At 69.3% G+C, this 18,020-nt stretch carries 18 protein-coding genes; 15 read left to right on the forward strand and 3 right to left on the reverse strand.

Annotation, left to right across the window (positions count from 1 at the left end; all coding sequences use genetic code 11):
- The first annotated feature begins 21 nt into the window (after positions 1–21).
- The 10 genes from OC490_RS35825 to OC490_RS35870 all read left to right on the forward strand — a co-directional run bounded on the left by OC490_RS35825 (position 22) and on the right by OC490_RS35870 (position 9,255).
- Entirely contained in the window at positions 22–1,389 is a 1,368-nt protein-coding gene (locus OC490_RS35825; protein ID WP_262062213.1) for an ABC transporter substrate-binding protein, read from the forward strand.
- Positions 1,390–1,449: 60 nt separating this feature from the next.
- A complete protein-coding gene (locus OC490_RS35830; protein ID WP_262062214.1) occupies positions 1,450–1,644 on the forward strand; it encodes a ferredoxin in 195 nt (64 codons plus the stop codon).
- A 35-nt stretch (positions 1,645–1,679) separates the two neighbouring features.
- Positions 1,680–3,056: a cytochrome P450 gene (locus tag OC490_RS35835; protein WP_262062215.1), complete on the forward strand. Its 1,377-nt coding sequence runs from the start codon at positions 1,680–1,682 to the stop codon at positions 3,054–3,056.
- Entirely contained in the window at positions 3,053–4,714 is a 1,662-nt protein-coding gene (locus tag OC490_RS35840) for a thiolase C-terminal domain-containing protein (protein WP_262062216.1), read from the forward strand. The genes OC490_RS35835 and OC490_RS35840 overlap by 4 nt, the downstream gene beginning before the upstream one ends.
- A complete protein-coding gene (locus tag OC490_RS35845; protein WP_262062217.1) occupies positions 4,711–5,628 on the forward strand; it encodes an alpha/beta hydrolase in 918 nt (305 codons plus the stop codon). Before OC490_RS35840 ends, OC490_RS35845 begins: the two co-directional genes overlap by 4 nt.
- A complete protein-coding gene (locus OC490_RS35850) occupies positions 5,625–6,185 on the forward strand; it encodes a DoxX family protein (protein ID WP_262062218.1) in 561 nt (186 codons plus the stop codon). The genes OC490_RS35845 and OC490_RS35850 overlap by 4 nt, the downstream gene beginning before the upstream one ends.
- Entirely contained in the window at positions 6,185–7,036 is an 852-nt protein-coding gene (locus OC490_RS35855; protein WP_262062219.1) for an NAD(P)-dependent oxidoreductase, read from the forward strand. Before OC490_RS35850 ends, OC490_RS35855 begins: the two co-directional genes overlap by 1 nt.
- Before the next feature lie 70 nt (positions 7,037–7,106).
- Complete coding sequence (locus OC490_RS35860; protein ID WP_262062220.1) at positions 7,107–8,402, forward strand: cytochrome P450; 1,296 nt, start codon at positions 7,107–7,109, stop codon at positions 8,400–8,402.
- Positions 8,399–8,587 carry a ferredoxin gene (locus OC490_RS35865; protein ID WP_262062221.1) on the forward strand — a complete coding sequence of 63 codons (189 nt, stop codon included), beginning with the start codon at positions 8,399–8,401 and terminating at the stop codon, positions 8,585–8,587. Before OC490_RS35860 ends, OC490_RS35865 begins: the two co-directional genes overlap by 4 nt.
- Before the next feature lie 95 nt (positions 8,588–8,682).
- Positions 8,683–9,255: a TetR/AcrR family transcriptional regulator gene (locus tag OC490_RS35870; RefSeq protein ID WP_262062222.1), complete on the forward strand. Its 573-nt coding sequence runs from the start codon at positions 8,683–8,685 to the stop codon at positions 9,253–9,255.
- Here the strand turns inward: OC490_RS35870 and OC490_RS35875 are convergent.
- From OC490_RS35875 to OC490_RS35885, 3 genes are read right to left on the reverse strand one after another with little or no spacing between them, the layout of a single operon-like run.
- Positions 9,221–10,018 (reverse strand): alpha/beta hydrolase, encoded by a 798-nt coding sequence (locus OC490_RS35875; RefSeq protein WP_262062223.1) that lies wholly within the window; start codon positions 10,016–10,018, stop codon positions 9,221–9,223. The two genes, OC490_RS35870 and OC490_RS35875, sit on opposite strands and share 35 nt — an antisense overlap.
- A complete protein-coding gene (locus OC490_RS35880; protein ID WP_262062224.1) occupies positions 10,011–10,730 on the reverse strand; it encodes an enoyl-CoA hydratase/isomerase family protein in 720 nt (239 codons plus the stop codon). The genes OC490_RS35875 and OC490_RS35880 overlap by 8 nt, the downstream gene beginning before the upstream one ends.
- A 4-nt stretch (positions 10,731–10,734) precedes the next feature.
- Positions 10,735–11,763: a ferredoxin--NADP reductase gene (locus OC490_RS35885; RefSeq protein WP_262062225.1), complete on the reverse strand. Its 1,029-nt coding sequence runs from the start codon at positions 11,761–11,763 to the stop codon at positions 10,735–10,737.
- A 64-nt stretch (positions 11,764–11,827) separates the two neighbouring features.
- On the opposite strand from OC490_RS35885, the gene OC490_RS35890 reads away from it, so the two are divergent.
- The 5 genes from OC490_RS35890 to OC490_RS35910 are packed head-to-tail and all read left to right on the forward strand — an operon-like array spanning position 11,828 to position 18,000.
- Positions 11,828–13,366 carry an AMP-binding protein gene (locus OC490_RS35890; RefSeq protein ID WP_262062226.1) on the forward strand — a complete coding sequence of 513 codons (1,539 nt, stop codon included), beginning with the start codon at positions 11,828–11,830 and terminating at the stop codon, positions 13,364–13,366.
- 35 nt (positions 13,367–13,401) lie between these two features.
- Positions 13,402–14,580, forward strand: a complete 1,179-nt coding sequence (locus tag OC490_RS35895) for an amidohydrolase family protein (RefSeq protein ID WP_262062227.1) — start codon at positions 13,402–13,404, stop codon at positions 14,578–14,580.
- Positions 14,577–16,004, forward strand: coding sequence for a FadD3 family acyl-CoA ligase (locus OC490_RS35900; RefSeq protein WP_262062228.1), 1,428 nt, complete (start codon positions 14,577–14,579; stop codon positions 16,002–16,004). Before OC490_RS35895 ends, OC490_RS35900 begins: the two co-directional genes overlap by 4 nt.
- Positions 16,001–17,602, forward strand: coding sequence for a methylmalonyl-CoA mutase family protein (locus OC490_RS35905; RefSeq protein ID WP_262062229.1), 1,602 nt, complete (start codon positions 16,001–16,003; stop codon positions 17,600–17,602). Before OC490_RS35900 ends, OC490_RS35905 begins: the two co-directional genes overlap by 4 nt.
- A complete protein-coding gene (locus OC490_RS35910) occupies positions 17,602–18,000 on the forward strand; it encodes a cobalamin B12-binding domain-containing protein (protein ID WP_262062230.1) in 399 nt (132 codons plus the stop codon). Before OC490_RS35905 ends, OC490_RS35910 begins: the two co-directional genes overlap by 1 nt.
- Positions 18,001–18,020 lie beyond the last annotated feature (20 nt).

The raw sequence follows: 18,020 nt of genomic DNA on the forward strand, positions 1-18,020 counted from the left end.
CATTCTCAACGAGGAGAACCGATGAGACGCTTGCTCATCCCCGCGCTGGTCCTGGCCCTCGCGGCCGCGGCCGGATGTTCCGGCCGTACCAAGTCCGCGGACACCACCAGCCCTTCGACCACCGGAGCCGCCGATACGGCGACCGCGGACTTCGGCACGCTGAAGTCCGTCTGCGGCAAGGGCACGGCCAAGACCGTCACCAGCCAGGGCGTCACCAGCTCCGACATCAAGGTCGGCGTCTTCACCGACGTCGGGTTCACCAAGAACCCGGAGTTCGCGAACGCGGCGAAGGTCTTCACCTCCTGGTGCAACGCGGCCGGCGGCATCAACGGCCGCAAGATCACACCCGTGACGCACGACTCAGCGCTCATGCAGGTCAACCAGAAGATGATCGAGGCCTGCCGCACCGACTTCTTCGAGGTGGGCGGCGGCGCCGCCCTCGACGGCCTGGGCGTCAAGACCCGCCTGAAGTGCCTGCTCCCCGAGTTCCCGGCCCAGGTCACCTCCGAGATCGGCGCGGACCTCCAGGTGATGGCCCAGGGCGCCTCAAGTGGCTATTCGCCCTACGCCGGCTACTTCTCCTGGCTGCTGAAGGAGGCGTACCCGTCGTCCGCGAGCGGCGTCGGCATCATCACCGGAGACGTGCCCGTCACCAAGGTCCTCGCGGCCCAGGACAAGGAAGTCCTCACCGCGATGGGCGGCAAGGTCACCTACTCCGACCTCTACCCCGCGCAGGGTGTCTCCGACTGGACGCCGTACGCCCAGTCCATCAAGACGAAGAAGGTCAAGGGACTCGTCTTCCTGGGCGACTTCACCCAGCTGGCGAAGCTGGAGCAGGCGCTCACCAACATCGACTACAAGCTCGACTGGATCGACGCCAACAGCAACGCCTACGGTCCCGCCTTCCTCAAGCTGGCCGGCCCCGCGCTCGGCACACAGACCAACTTCGCCTCCATCAACGGCGCTTACCCGTTGGAGAAGGCCGACGGCAACCCGGCGACGAAGGAGATGGTCGCCCTGTTCAAGAAGTACGCGCCCGACGCGCAGATCACCCTGCCTGCCATGCAGGCCTTCTCCACCTGGCTGCTGTTCGCCACCTCCGCCCGCGACTGCGCGGAACTGACCCGCAGTTGTGTCCTGGAGAACGCCAAGAAGCAGACCGACTGGACCGGGGGAGGGCTCCAGGCCTCGGTCAACCTGTCCTCGCCCGACGAGCCCCTGAAGTGCTTCAACGTCGAGAAGGCCACCACCAGCGGCTGGGTGCCCGCCGACTTCAAGCCCACCGACGGTGCCTACCGCTGCAACGCGCCCGCCTACAAGTTCAAGGGCAACTACGGCAAGCCGCCGACCCTGGCGGACGTCGGCAAGTCGCTCGCCGACCTCAAGTAGCCCGCACGGCGCGCCACTTGTGGCGCGTCACCCCACCGACCGCGGCAGGAAGGAAGGACCGTGAAGGTACGAGTCGACCCGGAGCGCTGTCAGGGCCACACGCTCTGCGCGATGCGCGCTCCGGACACCTTCGAACTCAGCGAGATCGACGGGCACTCCTCGGTCGTCGAGGAAGAAGTCCCCACCGACCAGCAGGAGGCCGTCCGCGAGGCGGTCCTGTCCTGTCCGGAACGGGCGATCTCCCTCATCTCCTGACCCCACCTCAGCCACCGAGCGGGAGAGGACTCCGCATGACCACGGAAGAAGCGGCCGTCGACGACGACGGTGGCCGCAAGCACCATCTGGTGCACTTCGACCGGCACACCCCCGACTACCGCGACCGGTTCGAGGACATCACCCACGAACTGCACGGCCAGTGTCCGATCGCCTGGACGGAGGCCCACGGCGGCCACTGGGTCGCCAGCGGCAACCGTGAGGTCTTCGAACTCGCACGGTCTGCGGAGTTCCTCTCCAACGACCATGACGTGAAAGGGGAACGGCGCGGCTACAAGGGCATCTCCATCCCCCCGCCGCTCCGCGCCCGCGAGGCCCAGGGCGGCTTCCTGGAGATGGACCCGCCGGACCAACGGCACTACCGGCAGACCCTCAACCCGTACCTGTCGCCGGCCGCGATCCAGCGCTGGATCCCCTTCGTCGACGAGGTCGTCCGCGCGAGCCTCGACGAGAAGATCGAGTCCGGGCGCATCGACTTCGTCGACGACCTCGCCAACATCGTCCCCGCCGTGCTCACCCTGGCGATGATGGGCATCCCGCTGGAGCACTGGACGATCTACAACGAACCGGCCCACGCCTCCGTCTACACCCCGCCCAACTCGCCCGACATGCAACGGGTGTTGGATCTGAGCCGCAAGATGGGCATGGACCTCATGGCCCAGCTCGCGGAGATCCGCAAGAACCCCCGCCCGGGCCTCGTGGACGCGCTGGTCCGCGCCGACATCAACGGCCGTAACCCGGACGACGGTGAACTCCTGGGCGTCTGCGCCCTGTTGATCGGCGGCGGCTTCGACACCACGACCGCGCTCACCGCCCACTCCCTCGAATGGCTCTCCCAACACCCGGAGGAACGGGCCCGGTTGAGCCGTGAGCGCAAGACCCTGCTGGACTCCGCGACGGAGGAGTTCCTGCGCTTCTACACCCCGGCTCCCGGAGACGGCCGCACCATCACCGCCGACTGCGAGATCGCAGGCACCGAATTCAAGGAGGGCGAACGCCTCTGGCTGTCCTGGGCGATGGCCAACCGGGACCCGTCGGTCTTCCCCGACCCGGACCGCATCGACATGGAACGCAAGGGCAACCGGCACAGCAGCTTCGGCCTCGGCATCCACCGCTGCATCGGCTCCAACGTCGCCCGTACCGTGTTCAAGCGGATGGTGACCGCCGTACTCGACCGGATGCCCGACTACGAGTGCGACCCCGAAGGCGCCGTGCACTACGAGACCATCGGCGTCATCCAGGGCATGCGGCACCTCCCGGCGACCTTCACCCCGGGCGAGCGGCTCGGCGCCGGACTCGACGAAACCCTCGCCGAACTCCAGAAGGTCTGCGACGAACAGCGACTCGCCGAACCGGTCACCGTCCGCAAGTCCACGGCGCGGATCGACACATGACGGAGAGTCAACGCCTCGGCCCGGTGGTCACGGAGGAGAACGAGTTCTTCTGGACCTCCGGCGCGGACGGCCGGCTGCGGCTGGCGGAGTGCGGGTCCTGCCAGGCCCTCATCCACCCGCCGCAGCCGGTCTGCCGGTACTGCCACGGCCACGACATGGGCGTCCGGGCCGTCTCCGGCCGTGCGACGCTGATCGGCTTCACGGTCAACCACCGCTTCGCCCTGCCCGGCCTGCCCGCGCCCTACGTCGTGGCCCAGGTCGCCCTGGAGGAGGACCCCCGCGTCCGCCTCACCACCAACGCCGTCCAATGCACCCCGGACGAGCTGGAGTTGGGCATGCGGATGGAGGTCGTCTTCGAACAGGTCGAGGACGCCTGGCTGCCCCTGTTCCGCCCGGCAAGCGAACGCCCGGCCCCGGACCCACTGCCGCTCGCCGAGGTGGACACCCCCCAACTCGCCCGCCGGGTACGGCCGATGGTGTCGACCGACAAGTTCGAGGACAAGGTCGCCATCACCGGCATCGGCATGTCGGAGATCGGCCGCCGCTTGCTGGTCCCCCCGGTGTCCCTGACCGTCCAGGCCTGCCAACGTGCCATCGCCGACGCCGGGTTGACCGTCGACGACATCGACGGCCTGGCCACCTACCCGGGCGCCGGCACCGCGTACGGCGGCTTCGGCGAAGGCGGGGTCACCGCACTGGAATCCGCCCTCGGCCTGGAACCGACCTGGTACAACGGCGGCAGCGAGACCTTCGGCCCCTGCGGCTCCCTCATCTCCGCAATGCTCGCCATCGCAGGGGGACTTGCCCGGCACGTCCTGTGCTTCCGTACGGTCTGGGAGGCGTCGTACGGCGAACTCGTGCGCCGCGGCCGGATCGCGCAGGACCCACCGCGCAGACTGGACGGCTGGATGAAGCCGTTCGGAGCGACCTCGGCAGCGCACACCCTCGCCCAGAACGCCCAACGCCATTTCCACCGCTACGGCACCACCCGCGAGACTCTCGGCTGGATCGCCCTCAACCAGCGGGCCAACGCCGCACTCAACCCCACGGCGGTCTACCGCGACCCCTTGACCATGGACGACTATCTCAACGCCCGCCCCATCACCACCCCGTTCGGCCTCTACGACTGTGACGTTCCCTGCGACGGAGCGGTCGCCGTGATCGTGTCGGCCGTGGACGCGGCCCGGGACCTCGCCCAACCACCCGTGATGGTGGAGGCGGTTGGCACCCAGATCCTGGAACGGCTCGAATGGGACCAGAGCACGCTGACCCACGAGCCCCAAGTGCTGGGCCAGTCCGCGCACTTGTGGTCCCGCACCGCACTGCGCCCCGAAGACGTCGACGTCGCCGAACTCTACGACGGCTTCACCTTCAACTGCCTCTCCTGGCTGGAGGGGTTGGGGTTCTGCGGCATCGGCGAGTCGAAGGACTTCCTGGACGGAGGCAAGAACATCGCGCGGGACGGCGTACTGCCGCTGAACACCCACGGCGGACAGCTCTCCCACGGCCGCACCCACGGCATGGGACTGGTCCACGAGGCGATCACCCAGCTGCGTGGCGCGGCCGGACCACGACAGGTGTCCGGTGCCCGGGTGGCGGTGGCGAGCAGTGGCGGACTCACCCCCAGCGGCGTGATCCTCTTCCGGGCGGACGGATGAACCCACGTACCACGGAGGTCGTTTCGCGCGTCGTCGACGTCGACGGCATCCCCATGTCGGCGCTGCTGTGCGAGGCCCGCGAACCGCGCGCGGTCCTCGTCGCGCTGCACGGGGGAGCGGTGACCTCCCGCTACTTCGACTACCCCGACCAGCCCCGCCTGTCCCTCCTGCGCACGGCGGCGGCACTCGGCTTCACCACTGTGGCCATCGACCGTCCCGGATACGGGAGTTCGGCTCCGTACGGCGAGAGCATGGCTTCCCCCGCGCGACGTGTCGACCTCGCCTACGGAGTGGTGGACCGACTGCTCGCCTCGCGTCCGCGCGGAGCGGGCCTGTTCCTGTGGGCCCACTCGATCGGCTGCGCCCTGGGCGTGCGCATGGCCGGTGACGAACGGCGGAGCGACCTTCTCGGCCTGGAGATCGCCGGTACCGGACGCCACCACGCACCCGGCGCCGTCGAGATCCTCGACTTCCGGCAGCGCGACCCGGCCGTGCCGAGACGGTCCGGACCCGGACTGCGCGAGCTGCTGTGGGAACCGTCGCGTCTGTATCCGGCCGAAGTCGTCGGCGCGTCCCGCATCCAGTCGCCGGGCCCGCCGTACGAAGGCACCGTGGCCCGCCGTTGGCCGCTGGAGTTCGCCGAAGTCGCCGCCCACGTACGGGTTCCCGTGCATTACACGCTCGGCGACCACGAGCGGGTCTGGAGCTCCGGGCCCCAGGCCATGGCCGACATCGCGGGCCTGTTCACCGCTTCCCCGCGAGTCGTCACCGACGAACAGGCCGACAGCGGCCACAACTTGAGCATCGGACGCACCGCGACCGGATACCACCTGAAGATCCTCTCGTTCGTCGAGGAGTGTGTTCTCGGCCGGGAGAGCGACGGGATCGACCGCCTGCCGAGGAGGGCCGGATGAGCGACGCCGACAACGCCGTACTGCTGCTCGTACGAGTGGTCGTCGGACTCGTCATGATCATGCACGGGCTGAATCACTGGCGCGGCGGCGGCAGGATCGGCGGCACCGCCCGCTGGTTCACCGGACTCGGCCTGAGACAGGGCGTGCTGCAGGCCTGGATGAGCGTGCTCACCGAGGTCGGCGCGGGCCTCCTGCTCGTCCTCGGCCTGCTCACGCCGCTGGCCTGCGCCGCCGTGATCTCCGTGATGCTGGTCGCGGGACTGCTCGCCCACCGGCCCAACGGGTTCTTCGTCTTCAAGGACGGCTACGAGTACGTCCTCACGCTCGCCGTGGTCGCCCTGGCCGTCGCGGTGCTGGGCCCCGGCCGCTGGTCCCTGGACCACGCGGCGGGCATCGACCCGACCGGCTGGACCGGCGGCGCGATCGCGCTCGGCGCGGCCGTGGTGGCGACCGGGGGACTGCTGGGCACGTTCTGGCGACCCGAGCCCGAGGCGGAGCCCGAGCCGGAAGCAGGGTCCGAGAACACCCCCGAGCAAGTCGACCAGGAGGCCCGCTGATGCGCGTCGGATTCATCGGGCTGGGCAGTCAGGGCGCTCCCATGGCACGCCGGATCGTCGAGGCGGGCTTCGCCACGACGCTCTGGGCGCGCCGCCCGGCCACCCTCGCAGCGTTCGCGGACACCGCCGCCCGGCGGGCCGCGTCCCCCGTCGAACTGGCCGCGGCCAGCGACCTGGTGTGCGTCTGTGTCGTCGACGACGCCGACGTCGAGCAGGTCGTCACCGGCGAACAGGGCGTGCTGAGAGGGCTGCGCCGGGGCGGTGTGATCGCCGTACACAGCACCGTCCACCCCGACACCTGTCGACGGCTGGCCGAACGGGCCCAGGTGCACGGCGTGTCCGTGGTCGACGCTCCGGTCAGCGGCGGCGGACGAGCCGCCGCGGAAGGCCGGCTGCTGGTGATGACCGGCGGCGAGTCCGGCACGGTCGCCTACTGCCGCAAGGTGTTCGAGACCTTCGGCGATCCAGTGCTGCACATGGGCCCGCTCGGCTCGGGACAGATCGCCAAACTTCTCAACAACCTATTGTTCACTGCCAACTTGGCGACCGCGGCCGATACGCTGGCGCTGGCACCGGAGTTCGGCATCGACCGCGGCGCTCTCGCCGAAGCCGTGCTCCATGGCAGCGGAGCGAGCTTTGCCCTCGACCGCGTGAAGTCGGCCGGCGGCACGCTCGACCCCTTGGCGGAGCGCGCGGGACCGCTGCTCCGCAAGGACGTGAGACTCCTGGCCGACCTCGCCGAGACGACGGGCGCCACGACGGGCACCGCACTTGCGGCGGCCGACGCGGCCCTCGACCGGATGGGCCAAGGGCGCCTGACGGCAGCCCCAACTCCCGCTCCACGAAAGTGAAAACGGCCTTCTCGTCAGCGGAGAAGATTGATATCGTCGCTCGTCGTCAGACTGGTGACGGAAGGGAACCGTGCACACCGTGAAGGACTTCGAGGCGATCGACTTCTTCCAGGACGACGAGGTCGTCGCGGATCCGTACCCTTACTTGGCGGCCCTGCGCGGGAAGTGCCCGGTGCAGCGCGAGAGCCACCACGACGTGACGATGGTGACGGGGTACGACGAGGCGATCCAGGTCCTCAACGACTCCGACACGTACTCGTCCTGCCTCTCGGTGACCGGCCCCTTCCCCGGGTTCCCGGTCCCGCTGGACGGCGATGTCGACGTCAGCGCGCTGATCGAGCAGTACCGCGACCAGCTCCCGATGAGCGACCAGCTGCCGACGCTCGACCCGCCCATGCACACGGACCACCGTGGTCTGCTGATGCGGATGATCACCCCGCGCCGCCTCAAGGAGAACGAGGCGTCGATGTGGCACCTCGCCGACGCCCAGCTGGACGGGTATCTCGCCGCCGGTGAGGGCGACTTCATCAGCGGGTTCGCCGGCCCCTTCACCCTGAGGGTCATCGCCGACCTGCTCGGTGTGCCCGACGAGGATCGCAACGCCTTCGTGGAGGGCCTCGAACACCGGCCGCAGGCGGGCATCGGCAACACGGACGGCGAGGTGTCGTACTCGCCGCTGGAGTACCTGTACGCGCAGTTCTCGGCCTACGTCGAGGAGCGCCGCCGCGAACCACGCGAGGATGTGATCACCGGTCTCGCCCTGGCGAAGTTCGCCGACGGCTCGACCCCCGACGTCGCGGACGTGGCCCGCGTCGCGACCAACCTGTTCGCGGCGGGCCAGGAGACCACCGTCCGGCTGCTGAGCAACGCCCTCAAGCTGATCGCCGAAGACCCCGATCTGCAGCACCTGTTGCGCACCGAGCGCGACCGCATCCCGAACTTCATCGAGGAGACGCTGCGCACCGAGAGCCCGATCAAGGGCGACTTCCGGCTGTCGCGCGTGGCGTCCACGGTGGGCGGCGTCGACATCCCGGCCGGAACCACCCTCATGGTCCTCAACGGCGCCGCGAACCGCGACCCGCGCCACTTCGAGGACCCCGAGACCTTCGACCCGGCCCGCGCCAACGCCCGCCACCACCTCGCCTTCGGCCGCGGCCCCCACACCTGCCCCGGCGCCCCGCTGGCCCGCGCCGAGGCCCGCGTGGGCATCGAGCGCATCCTCGACCGTACGACCGACATCAGGATCTCGGAGAGCGTGCACGGCCCTGCCGGGGCACGGAACTACCGTTACCTGCCGACGTACATCCTGCGCGGACTCACCCATCTGAACCTGGAGTTCACGCTCGCCGAGGAGTCCGCCCGATGAAGGCCGTCGTCGACACGGACCGCTGCCGGGGCCACGGAATCTGCTGGTCGATCTGCCCCGAGGTCTTCGACCTCACCGACGACGGCTACGCCGAGGTCCTGACCCCGGAAGTCCCCACCGAGTACGAGGCCCAGGTCCGCGAGGCGATCAGCAGCTGCCCCGAGCGTGCCATCACGGTCACCTAGCCCGCTCGCGCGTCCGTCGATGGCCGGAAGGGTCGCCCTATCGTCACGGCAACCGTAGTGTCACATCGGTGTTGCCGCGGTGAGAGGGGTCCCCAATGACGACGGCCCGATACGAGGAGATCCTTGTCGCCGCGCTGGCGGTGTTCGCCGAGCGCGGCTACAAGAAGGCGTCCATCGACGCCGTGGCGGAGCGTGCCGGTCTGACCAGACAGGGCGTCCTGCACTACTTCCCGAGTAAGAAACGGCTGCTCCTCGCCCTGGTCCAGCTCCGGGAGGACCTCGCCCGCGAACACCTCGCCGCCCTCCACGCGGACGCCGGCGAGGACCTGCCCGGGCTGCTCGCCGAGGTCATCACCTACGACCACAAGAACCCCGGTCTCGCCCAGATCCACAGCGTTCTCGTAGCTGAGGGCGTCACCGGCAGCGACGAGGCACAGCGGTTCTGCCACGACTACTACCGGTCGATCCAGGAGCACACCGTCGAGCACCTCACCGCGCTCTACGGCGACCGCGTACCCAGCGGTCTGACCCCGCGAGCCGCCGCCACCGCCGTGGTGGCGATGCTCGACGGGGTCCAGCAGCAGTGGATGCTCGACGAGGAGCAGACCGACTACCCCGAGATCATCCGCGAGGTCATGGGCGTGCTGCTCGGGCCCGCGCCTGTATGAAATCGGCCATCGCCGTCACGCTCTCGGGATGCAGACTCACCGCGTCCGGCCGAACCCGAAGATCCACCGTGACACCGGAACGGGCCGCGCGGGCCGCGAACGACAGCGAATCGTCCAGCAGCGGATCGGTGCCCGCCACCAGCAGTTGGATCGGCGGCAGCCCGTGCAGATTGGCGTGCAGCGGACTCAACAACGGGTTGGTCCGGTCGGCGCCGGCCGCGAACCGGGCCGCGTGCAACCGGAGTTCGTCGATGTCGAAGCCCGGATCGGCCGCCGCGTTGAACAGCAGACTCGGCGCGTCCAGCGTCAGATCGAGCAGCGCGGAACTGAGCACCGCGCAGTCCGGCTCCTGAGCCCCCATGTCCCGCAGCCGCACCAGCAGCGAGGCCGCGAGCCCGGCCCCGAGCCGCTCACCGGCCAGCGCCACCGGACCACGGGCCTGGCACGAGCTGTACACGGCGTGCACGTCGTCGAGCGCCCCCGGAAACGACGAACGGTAGCGCGGACACACCACCACGGCCCCCGTCCGCAGCGCGAGCCGCTCGGCCAGATCCACCGCCGACTCCGGCGAGCCCGACAACTGCCGGTCCCCGTGCAGATACAGGACGACGAGATCGGACGCGTCCGGCGGTCGTACGATCGGCCCGACCGGGCTCGACTCGACCCGCACCCGCCCGTCGTCGGCCCCCGCCCGGGCCGTCCGCGCTCGTACGTCGGCCAGGTCCGTGCTCGCTCCGGTCGCCCCAACTCGTGTGTCACCCACGGGACATCACCCTCTCCGCTGCCTGCCAGTGCTCGTCGGACACCCAGAGGCGGGCGAAGGCGCGGGCCGCCTCCTCCTCCGGGACGGCTCCGCTCATCACGCGCTTGATCTCCCGCGCCGGGTTGGTCGCCAGCGACCTGGCCAGGGTCCGCCAGCCCTCGGCGAACTCGGCCCGGGGCAGCACCAGATCGAGCAGCCCGACGCGCTGAGCCTCGGCCGCGCCGAGTACGGTCCCGGCACCGGCGAGCATCAACGCCCGTCCCTGGCCCACGAGTTGGGCCAGACGCTCGGCACCGCCCCACGCCGGCATGATGGCCAGGGCGACCTGGTTGAAGCCGATCCTGATGTCGTCGGCGGCAACCCGTATGTCGGCGGCCACCGCGACCTCGGCACCGCCGCCGAACGCGTGCCCGTTCAGCGCGGCGATCACCGGTCCCGGGAAGTTCGCGATGCGATCGCAGATCCCCCGCATCCGCAGGGCCATGGCCATCGCGTCCTCCTCGGTCCGGATCGCACTGAGCTGCTTCAGGTCCCCGCCGGAGACGAACGCCCGGTCGCCCGCGCCCGTGACGACCAGGGCCTTGGCGCCGGCAGCCGCGTCGAGCACCTTGTCGAGTTCGTCCATGGTGGTGGGGGCGATGGCGTTGCGGGCCTGTGGGCGGTCGATGGTGATGACCGCCAGGCCCTCGTCGAGTTCGAGATCTACGTCCATGGCCTCAGTCCTCGTATACGACAGTGACGTGCGGAGTGCTCGGCTCGCCCTGGCAGGTCAGGACCCAGCCCTCGGCGATTTCGTCCTCGTCGAGCGCGTTGTTGACCCGCATCTTGGCCTCGCCTTCGGTGACTTGGGCGATGCAGGTGGCACAGTTGCCCGCCTCGCAGGAGAACGGCGGGGCCAGACCCGCCCGACGCGCGCTCTCCAGAAACGTCTCGCCGGAACGCTGCGCGAGCGTGTGCCGCCTGCCGGAGAGCACGAGCGTGAGGGTGCCCTCGTGCTCAGGAGTGTCGTCTTCGGGAGTGTTCGCGGGTGGTGGATCGGTGGCCTGCGCGAACCGCTCGATGAAGATCCGCTCCGGGGCGACGCCATGGGCGAGAAGCGCGTTCTCGACCAGCTCCATGAAGGGCGCGGGCCCGCAGAGGTAGAAATCCGCGTCCGTGTCGCCGCCGGCGAACTCCCGTACCTGGTCCGCCGTGACGAAGCCCTCCCAGTCGTCGAGGTGGTGCCGGATCTCGAACCGTCCGGGGTACCGCTGCGCCAACTCGCCCAGTGCGGAGCCGAAGATGACGGCGCCCGCGTCCCGGTCGGCGGACAGCACCCGCACCGTGCGACCGGTGCCGGCCAGCGCGGACTTGGCGAGCGACAGGACCGGAGTGATCCCGCTGCCCCCGCAGAACGCCACCACCGGAGCGGTGAACTCGTGGGCGGAGGCCGCCTCGCCGCCCTCCCGCAGACAGAACACCCCTGCGGGCAGCGTGGTTTCGAGGACGTCGCCGGGGGCCAGATGGTCGTGCATCCAGTTGGACACCAGACCGCCCGGAACCCGCTTCACCGTCGTCATCAACTCGGCGTCCGTCTCCGGCGAACTGGACATCGAATAACTGCGCAGCGTGCCGCAGGCCTTGATCGTCACGAACTGGCCCGCCCGGTACGGGAAGGGCGCGTCGAGTACGTACGTCCGGGTGTCGGGCGTCTCCTGGATGATCCGGGTGATCCGGACCGGGTGGAACCCGTGGTCTCGTCCCATGTATGGAATTTACCTTCTCGCTCTGAGAGAGTGCAATTCTCAATGACGAGAGGAAGTTCCTGTCGTGCGAACTGTCCCCGCTGAACTGGTCAGGCGCTACGAGGCGGAGGGGTGGTGGACCGGGGAGACGATCGGTGACCTGCTCGCGCGGGGACTGGAGGCCGCTCCGGGAGCCGTGTTCCGGGTGCACTCGGCGGTACGGCCGTGGGAAGGCACCTTCGCCGAGGTCGAACTGACGGCCCGCCGACTGGCCGCCGGACTGCGCGAGCGGGGTGTCGCCCCCGGCGACGTGGTGGCACTCCAGCTGCCCAACTGGATGGAGGCCGCCGCCGTCTTCTGGGCCTCGGCGTTCCTCGGCGCGGTCGTGGTGCCGATCGTCCACTTCTACGGACGCAAGGAAGTCGGCTACATCCTGGACACGGTCGAACCCAAGGTCTTCGTCACCGCCGAACGGTTCGGACATCTGCGCCACGACCCCGAGTTGAGCGCGAAGATCCCCGTGGTCGGCGTAGTCGGGCGGGACTTCGGCGAACTCCTCGCCGACGAACCGCTGCCCGGTGTCCTGCCCACGGACCCGTCCGGCCCCGCGCTGATCGCCTTCACCTCCGGAACGACCCGCGATCCCAAGGGAGTTGTGCACAGCCACCACACCCTGGGCTTCGAGACCCGCCAACTCGCCGGCCGCTACCCGCCCGACCGCGGCGACCAGCTCACCTCCGCACCCGTCGGCCACTTCATCGGCATGGTCAACGCCTTCCTGATCCCCGTCCTCGACGGCAGCCCGGTGAACCTCGCCGACACCTGGGACCCGGGCCGGGCACTGGAGTTGATGGCCCGCGACGGACTCACCGTCGGAGGCGGCGCCTCCTACTACATGACGAGCCTGCTCGACCATCCCGACTTCACTGCCGCCCACCTGGCAGGAATGAAGTACGCGGGACTCGGTGGCGCGGCCGTCCCCAACGCGGTCACCAGGCGACTCGCGGACCTCGGCATCACGGTCTTCCGGGCCTACGGCAGCACCGAGCACCCCTCGATCACCGCCTCCAGCCACACCGCACCCGAGGACAAGCGGCTCTACACCGACGGAGACGCGCTGGCCGGAGTGGAGATCCGGCTCGCCGAGGACGGCGAGATCCTCAGCCGCGGACCCGACCTGTGTCTCGGCTACACCGACGACGCCCTCACCGAGCGCGCCTTCGACGCGGACGGCTGGTACCGCACCGGCGACATCGGCCGCCTCGACGAGGACGGCTACCTCACCATCACCGACCGCAAGGCGGACATCATCATCCGCGGCGGCGAGAACATCGGCGCGCTGGAGGTGGAGGAGGTTCTCCTCGCCCTGCCGGCCGTCGCCGAGGCCGCGGTCGTGGCGGCGCCGGACGCCCGCCTCGGCGAGCACGCGGCAGCCGTCGTACGACTGCGGACCGGCCACCCCGAACCCACCCTCGACGATCTCCGTGTCCACTTCGCCGCGACGGGCCTGGCCCGCCAGAAGTGGCCGGAGGAACTGCACGTCGTCGAGGACTTCCCGCGCACCGCCAGCGGCAAGGTCCAGAAGTTCGTTCTCCGCAAGGATATTGCCGCCCATCAAGAGTGAGAATAGGATTCTCGCAATCTGCGAAGGAGGATCTCATGCCATCGCGTGTGCCGCCGTATCCGCTGTTCGACGCGGACAACCACCTGTACGAGACCGAGGACGCGCTCACCCGGTACCTGCCCAAGCAGTACGCGAGCGCCATCCAGTACGTGCAGGTGAAGGGGCGTACGAAGATCGCCATCCGTGGTCAGATCAGCGACTACATCCCCAACCCCACGTTCGAGGTCGTCGCCCGCCCCGGCGCCTGGGAGGACTACTTCCGCGAGGGCAACCCGGAGGGCAAGTCCCACCGGGAGCTGTTCGGCGAGCCGATGCGGTCGATACCCGCGTTCCGCGAACCCGGGCCGCGCCTGGCCCTCATGGACGACCTGGGCATCCAGCAGACCTTGATGTTCCCCACGCTCGCCAGCCTCGTCGAGGAGCGGATGCGGGACGATCCGGAGCTGATCCATGTCGTCGTCCACGCCCTCAACCAATGGCTGCACGAGACCTGGCAGTTCAACTACAAGAACCGCATTTTCACCACCCCGGTGATCAGCCTGCCGATCCTGGACAAGGCGATCGCCGAACTGGAGTGGTGCCTGGAGCGCGGAGCACGGGCGATTCTCGTCCGGCCCGCACCCGTCCCCGGCTACGGCGGCTCGCGGTCGTTCGCGCTGCCGGAGTTCGACCCGTTCTGGAAGCGTGTCGAGGAGGCGGGCGTGCTGGTCGCCATGCACTCCTCCGACAGCGGCTACTCGCGCTACTCCAGCGACTGGGAGGGCAAGAGCCAGGAGATGACGCCCTTCCAGGCGCAGGTCTTCCGGATGATGTCCGAGTGGCGCCCGGTCACCGACGCGGTGGCGTCCTGGGTCTGCCATGGAGCCCTGTTCCGCTTCCCGGAGCTCAAGGTCTCGGTCATCGAGAACGGCTCTTCGTGGCTGCTCCCGCTGCTCGACCAGCTGGCCAGCACCTACAAGAAGCAGCCGAAGGGCTTCCTGGGCGACCCGGTCGAAGAGGTCAGGAACCGCATCCACATCAGCCCGTTCTGGGAGGAGGACATGGCCGCCCTCTCCGAGGTCGTCGGCGTGGAGCGGGTCCTGTTCGGGTCCGACTACCCCCACCCCGAGGGACTGGCCGACCCGGTCTCCTACATCGACGCCATCCAGGGCATGAAGCAGGCCGACCAGGCCAAGATCATGGGCGGCAACCTCGCCCGCCTGATCGGCGTATGACCTGGGAGAGCATCCCGCAGATGGTACTGAGCGCGGCCGACCGCTTCGGTGACGCCGAAGCCGTGGTGGACGGCCCGCTCCGCCTCACGTTCACCGAGCTGGTCGAGCGGGTGCGTGTGGCTGCGGGAGCGTTCGCGTCGGCCGGAGTGGAGCAGGGCGACCGGGTCGCGATCTGGGCGCCCAACTCCGCCGAGTGGATCGTCGCCGCCTTCGGTCTGATGACCGCGGGCGGTGTGGTCGTGCCCGTCAACACCCGCTTCAAGGCGGACGAGGCGCACGACATCATCGTGCGCAGCGGTGCGAAGGCCGTTCTCGTCCAGGAGGGCTTCCTCGGCCTGGACTTCAAGGCACCGCCCGGTGTGCCGGTCATCGACCTCAAGTCCGGCTTCCTGGCGAGCGGTTCACCCTTCGAGCGGAAGGTGACCGGCGACCAGGTCAGCGACATCGTCTTCACCTCCGGCACCACCGGCCGGCCCAAGGGCGTGCTGATGACCCACGCCCAGACGCTCCGCCTGTACGCGGAGTGGTGCGACCTGGCCGGGGTCAGGGAGGGCGACCGCTATCTGATCGTCAACCCGTTCTTCCACATCTTCGGCTTCAAGGCGGGCATGGTCGCGTCGCTCATCCGCGGCATGACCATCCTGCCCGTGCCCGTCTTCGACGTGGACCACGTCCTCGAACTGGTCGAGCGCGAGCGGGTGACGGTCCTGCCCGGCCCGCCCACGCTCTACCACTCCCTGCTCACCGACCGAGGCTCAAGGGACCTGTCCTCGCTGCGAGTTGCGGTGACAGGGGCCGCCGACATCCCCGTCGAACTGATCCGCCGGGTGATGACCGAACTGCCCTTCACCTCGATCATGACGGGCTACGGCCTGACCGAGGCGGGTACCGCCACCGCCACCCGCCCCGGCGACTCCTTCGAGGACGTCGCCACCACTGTCGGCACCCCGTGCGACGGCGTCGAGGTCCGGATCGCGGACGACGGCGAGGTACTGGTCCGCGGCTACAGCGTGATGCGCGGCTACTTCAACGACCCCGAGGCGACCGCCGAAGCCATCGACGAGGACGGCTGGTTGCACACCGGGGACCTCGGCACGCTCGACGAGCGCGGCTATCTGAGAATCGTCGGCCGCAAGAAGGACATGTTCATCGTCGGCGGCTTCAACGCCTACCCGGCCGAGATCGAGGGCTTCCTGATGGAACACCCGGCGGTCGCCCAGGCCGCGGTGATCGGCGTCCCCGACGAACGGATGGGGCAGGTCGGAAAGGCCTTCGTCGTCCTGCGGGAACCGCTGACCGCCGACGAGTTGATCGAGTGGAGCCGGCTCCGGATGGCCGGGTTCAAGGTGCCCCGGTCCGTGGAGTTCCTGACGGAACTGCCGCTGAACGCCACCGGAAAGGTGATGAAGGACCTCCTGCGATGACGCCTCCCACACCGCCCCAGGGCGACGACCCTGTCCGGACCGCGTCCGGCCTGCCCCTCAAACCGGTCTACGGTCCCGACGACGTCAAGGCCGATCCGCCCGCGCCGGGCAACTTCCCCTTCACGCGCGGCAATTACGCCACCGGCTACCGGGGGCGGCTGTGGACACTGCGCCAGTACTCCGGCTTCGGCACCGCCGAATCGTCCAACCGCCGCTACCACTACCTCCTCCAACAGGGCGGCACCGGACTGTCGGTGGCGCTCGACCTGCCCACCCAGTGCGGCTACGACTCCGACGACCCCGAAGTCGGCGAGGAGGTCGGCCGGGTGGGCGTCGCCGTCGACACGCTCGCCGACGCCGAAGTCCTCTTCGAGGGCATCCCGTTGGACCGGATCAGCACCAGCTTCACCATCAACGGCACGGCGGCGATCCTGCTCGCCTTCTACGTCGCCGCCGCCGAACGGGCGGGCGTGCCTCGGGCGAAACTCACCGGAACGATCCAGAACGACATCCTCAAGGAGTACGCCTCCAGGGGCACTTGGATCTGGCCGGCCGAACCGTCCCTCCGACTCATCGCCGACACCATCGAGTTCTGCGCGACCGAGGTGCCGCGCTTCAACGCGATCTCCGTCGCCGGCTCGCACTTCCGCGACGCCGGCGCCAACGCCGTCCAGGAGATGGCGTTCACCCTCGCCGACGGGGTCACCTACTGCGACACGGTGCTCGCCCGGGGCCGTATGACGATCGATCAGTTCGCCCCGCAGGTCTCCTTCTTCTTCTACACGCACGGCGACTTCTTCGAGGAGATCGCCAAGTACCGTGCCGGACGCAGGCGTTGGGCGACCATCGTGCGCGAGCGGTACGGCGCGGACAGTGACAAGGCGGCCATGTTCCGCTTCGGCTGTGTCGCCGGAGGCGCCTCCCTCTATGCACCCCAGGCGCAGAACAACACCGTCCGGGTCGCCTATGAGGCACTCGCCTCGGTGCTCGGCGGCGTCCAGTCGATGTTCACGGCCGCCTGGGACGAGCCGTTCGCCCTGCCCAGCGAGGAGTCGGCGACGCTCGCGCTGCGCACGCAGCAGATTCTCGCCCATGAGACGGGCGTTGCCAGAGTCGCGGACCCGCTCGGCGGCTCGTACTTCGTCGAGGCCCTCACCGATGCCACCGAAGCGCGCATCGTCGAGATCATGGAGGACCTGGAACGCTACGGCGGCATGGTCCGGGCCATCGAGGACGGCTATCTGCAGACCCTCATCGCCGACGAGGCCTACCAGTTGCACCGCGAGGTCGAGGCCGGTACCCGGCCGGTGGTCGGCGTCAACCGCTTCGTCTCCGACGAACCACCGCCCGACCTCGCCACGTACGAACTCGACGCGGAGGGCCGTGACCGGCAGCTGAAACGGCTCGCCGACGTCAAGGCCACCCGCGACGCAACCCTCGTACGGCAACGCCTCGCCGAACTGGCCCGCGCCGCGGCAGGTACCGACAACCTCATGCCCATCCTGATCGACTGCGCCAACGCCTACTGCACGGTCGGCGAGATGGTGGCCGCGCTCAAGGCGGTCTGGGGCGAGTTCCAGCAGCCGGTGGTGTTCTGATGAACTCCCGTGTACTGGTCGCCAAACCGGGTCTCGACGGGCACGACCGCGGAGCCAAGATCGTCGCGCGGACACTGCGCGACGCGGGCTTCGAGGTGATCTTCACCGGGATCCGGCAGCGCGTCGACGACATCGTGGCCGTCGCCGTCCAGGAGGACGTGGCCGTCGTCGGCCTCAGCATTCTCTCCGGCGCACATCTCGCTCTCACCACCCGCGTGATCGAGGCGCTGCGCGCCACGGGTGCCGAGGACATCGCCGTCGTGGTGGGCGGCACCATCCCACCGGTCGACGTACCGAAACTCCTCACGGCCGGAGCCGCCGCGGTCTTCCCCACGGGCACACCGCTCGACGCCCTCGTCACCAGGATGCGCGCCCTGACATCCGTCACCTCGCCATGACCCGGCAGCAACCCGAAAAC

This window comes from Streptomyces sp. STR69 (genome assembly GCF_024519455.1).
GTDB lineage: Bacteria > Actinomycetota > Actinomycetes > Streptomycetales > Streptomycetaceae > Streptomyces.